This is a genomic window from Mesorhizobium sp. WSM3866 (assembly GCF_002294795.1).
GTDB lineage: Bacteria > Pseudomonadota > Alphaproteobacteria > Rhizobiales > Rhizobiaceae > Mesorhizobium.
This window is the reverse complement of sequence record NZ_NSGC01000043.1, coordinates 1-2,185: the sequence shown is the minus strand read 5'-3', so window position 1 is coordinate 2,185 and position 2,185 is coordinate 1. Positions and strand designations below refer to the sequence as shown.

1 pseudogene is annotated in these 2,185 nt (G+C 66.0%); it reads right to left on the bottom strand.

From position 1 onward, the window contains the following. A pseudogene (locus tag CK222_RS33320) lies at positions 1 to 2,185 on the bottom strand (hypothetical protein); the annotation flags it as partial.

Sequence of the window (2,185 nt, the reverse complement as noted above, 5' to 3'; positions counted from 1 at the left end):
CCGGATCCCGGCAAGACATATTCGATGTGCAGCAGCGGCGCGCTGGCGGGATTGTATTCGTAGGAATCGGCGGTGCGCGTGCCGGTGCCGGTGATCAGGAAGGCCATGTCGTTGAGCGCCGCCCAGCCCGAGCGGCTGACGATCTCCTGGACGATAGCCGTGAGGTCTGGCGTGCGCTCGGCCTGGACGTGCTCGCCCACCGTGGTCCACGGGGCCGGCGTCCAAGTCGCCGACGCGTCGGTCGTTGCCCGTGACGATACATTGAAGCTGGTGTTGGTGAAGGGGCTTGCGTCGTCGGTGTCCTGGCCCTTGATCACCAGCGAGGTCGCGCCGGTCTTCACCTCATTGGCCTGGAACTGGATGTAGGCGCTGGTGATGATCGCGCCTTGCGGGATGTCGATACCGGTGAAGCGGAGACCGACCGTCTGGCGGGTAGAGCCGTCAAAGCCCAGTTCCAGATCACTGACGTTGCTCGAAATCGAGCCGGAACCTTTCTCCTCGACATCGTCGCCTGCGGCCGCCACCCTGGCCTCGAAAGTCCCAGGCGTGCTGCCGCCGGTGACGTCAACATTGAAGGCGTGGGTGTTGGTGCTGCCGTCCGACGAGGTCGCGGTGACCGTGAGCGCAACCGTCGGCTCGGACTGGGCGTTGAGCGTGCCGGTGCTCGAGCGTGTTATGACACCGGTGCTGGGATTGATGGCAAAGCGCGGGTCGTTGAGACTGTAGGTGACCGTCGAGCCGGCATCGGGATCCGTGGCCGAAGCGGTGATGCCGACGGCAGTACCGGCGGCAGCGTTCTGGCCGATCTGGTTGGCCGCGGTGTTGGCATCGGGCGGCGTGTTGAACGCAACCGGTTCCGGGCTGTCGAGGACGGCGAGGGTGAAGACCTTGTTGGCCGTGCTGCCGTCGGAAGAGGTTGCCGCCACCGTCAGGTCGATCGACGACTGGGTTTCGAAGTCGAGCGTGCCTGTGCCCGAGCGCGTGATGACGCCGGTATTGGCAGCAATGGCGAAGCGCGTGTCGTTGAGGCTATAGGTGACCGTCGAGCCGGCATCGGGATCCGTGGCCGAAGCGGTGATGCCCGTGGGTGCTCCCGCCGCGGCGAGCTCGGCGATCTGGTTGGCACCGGGGTTGGAGTCGGGCGGAGTGTTGAAGGCCACAGGCTGTTGGCCGGCTGTGACGGCGACGGTGAAGGGGTGCGTGACGACGCTCCCGTCCGACGAGGTGGCGGTGACGGTGAGGTTCACAGACGGCTCGGACTGGGCGTTGAGCGTGCCGGTACCTGATCGCGTGATGACGCCGGTGCTGGAACTGATGGCAAACCGCGTGTCGTCGATCGTGTAGGCGACAGTCGAGCCGGCATCGGGATCCGTGGCCGAAGCGGTGATGCCGACGGCGGTGCCGGCGGCAGCGTTCTGGCCGATCTGGTTGGCCGCGGTGTTGGCATCCGGCGGCGTGTTGAACGCGATCGGCTCCGGGCTGTCGAGGACATCGAGGGTGAAGCTCGTGGTGGCGGTGCTGCCGTCGGAAGAGATTGCCGTCACCGTCGGATTGATGGACGACTGGGTTTCGAAGTCGAGCGTGCCTGTGCCCGAGCGCGTGATGACGCCGGTATTGGCATTGATGTCGAAACGCGAGTCGTTGAGGCTGTAGGTGACGGTCGCGCCGGCGTCGGGATCCGTGGCCGAAGCGGTGATCCCGGTCGGCGCTCCCGCCGCGGCGAGCTCGGCGATCTGGTTGGCAGTGGGATCGGCATCGGCAGGCGTGTTGAAGGCCACCGGACTTCCGGATCCGGGCAAGACATATTCGATGTGCAGCAGCGGCGCGCTGGTCGGATTGTACTCGTAGGAATCGGCTGTGCGCGTGCCGGTGCCTGTGATCAGGAACGCCATATCGTTGACCGCCGCCCAGCCCGAGCGGCTGACGATCTCCTGGACGATAGCCGTCAGGTCGGGCGTGCGCTCGGCCAGGGCCTGCTCGCCCACCGTGGTCCACGGGGCCGGCGTCCAAGTCGCCGACGCGTCGGTCGTTGCCCGTGACGATACATTGAAGCTGGTGCTGGTGAAGGCGCTTGCGTCGTCGGTGTCCTGGCCCTTGATCACCAGCGAGGTCGCGCCGGTCTTCACCTCATTGGCCTGGAACTGGATGTAGGCGCTGGTGATGATCGCGCCTTGCGGGATATCGA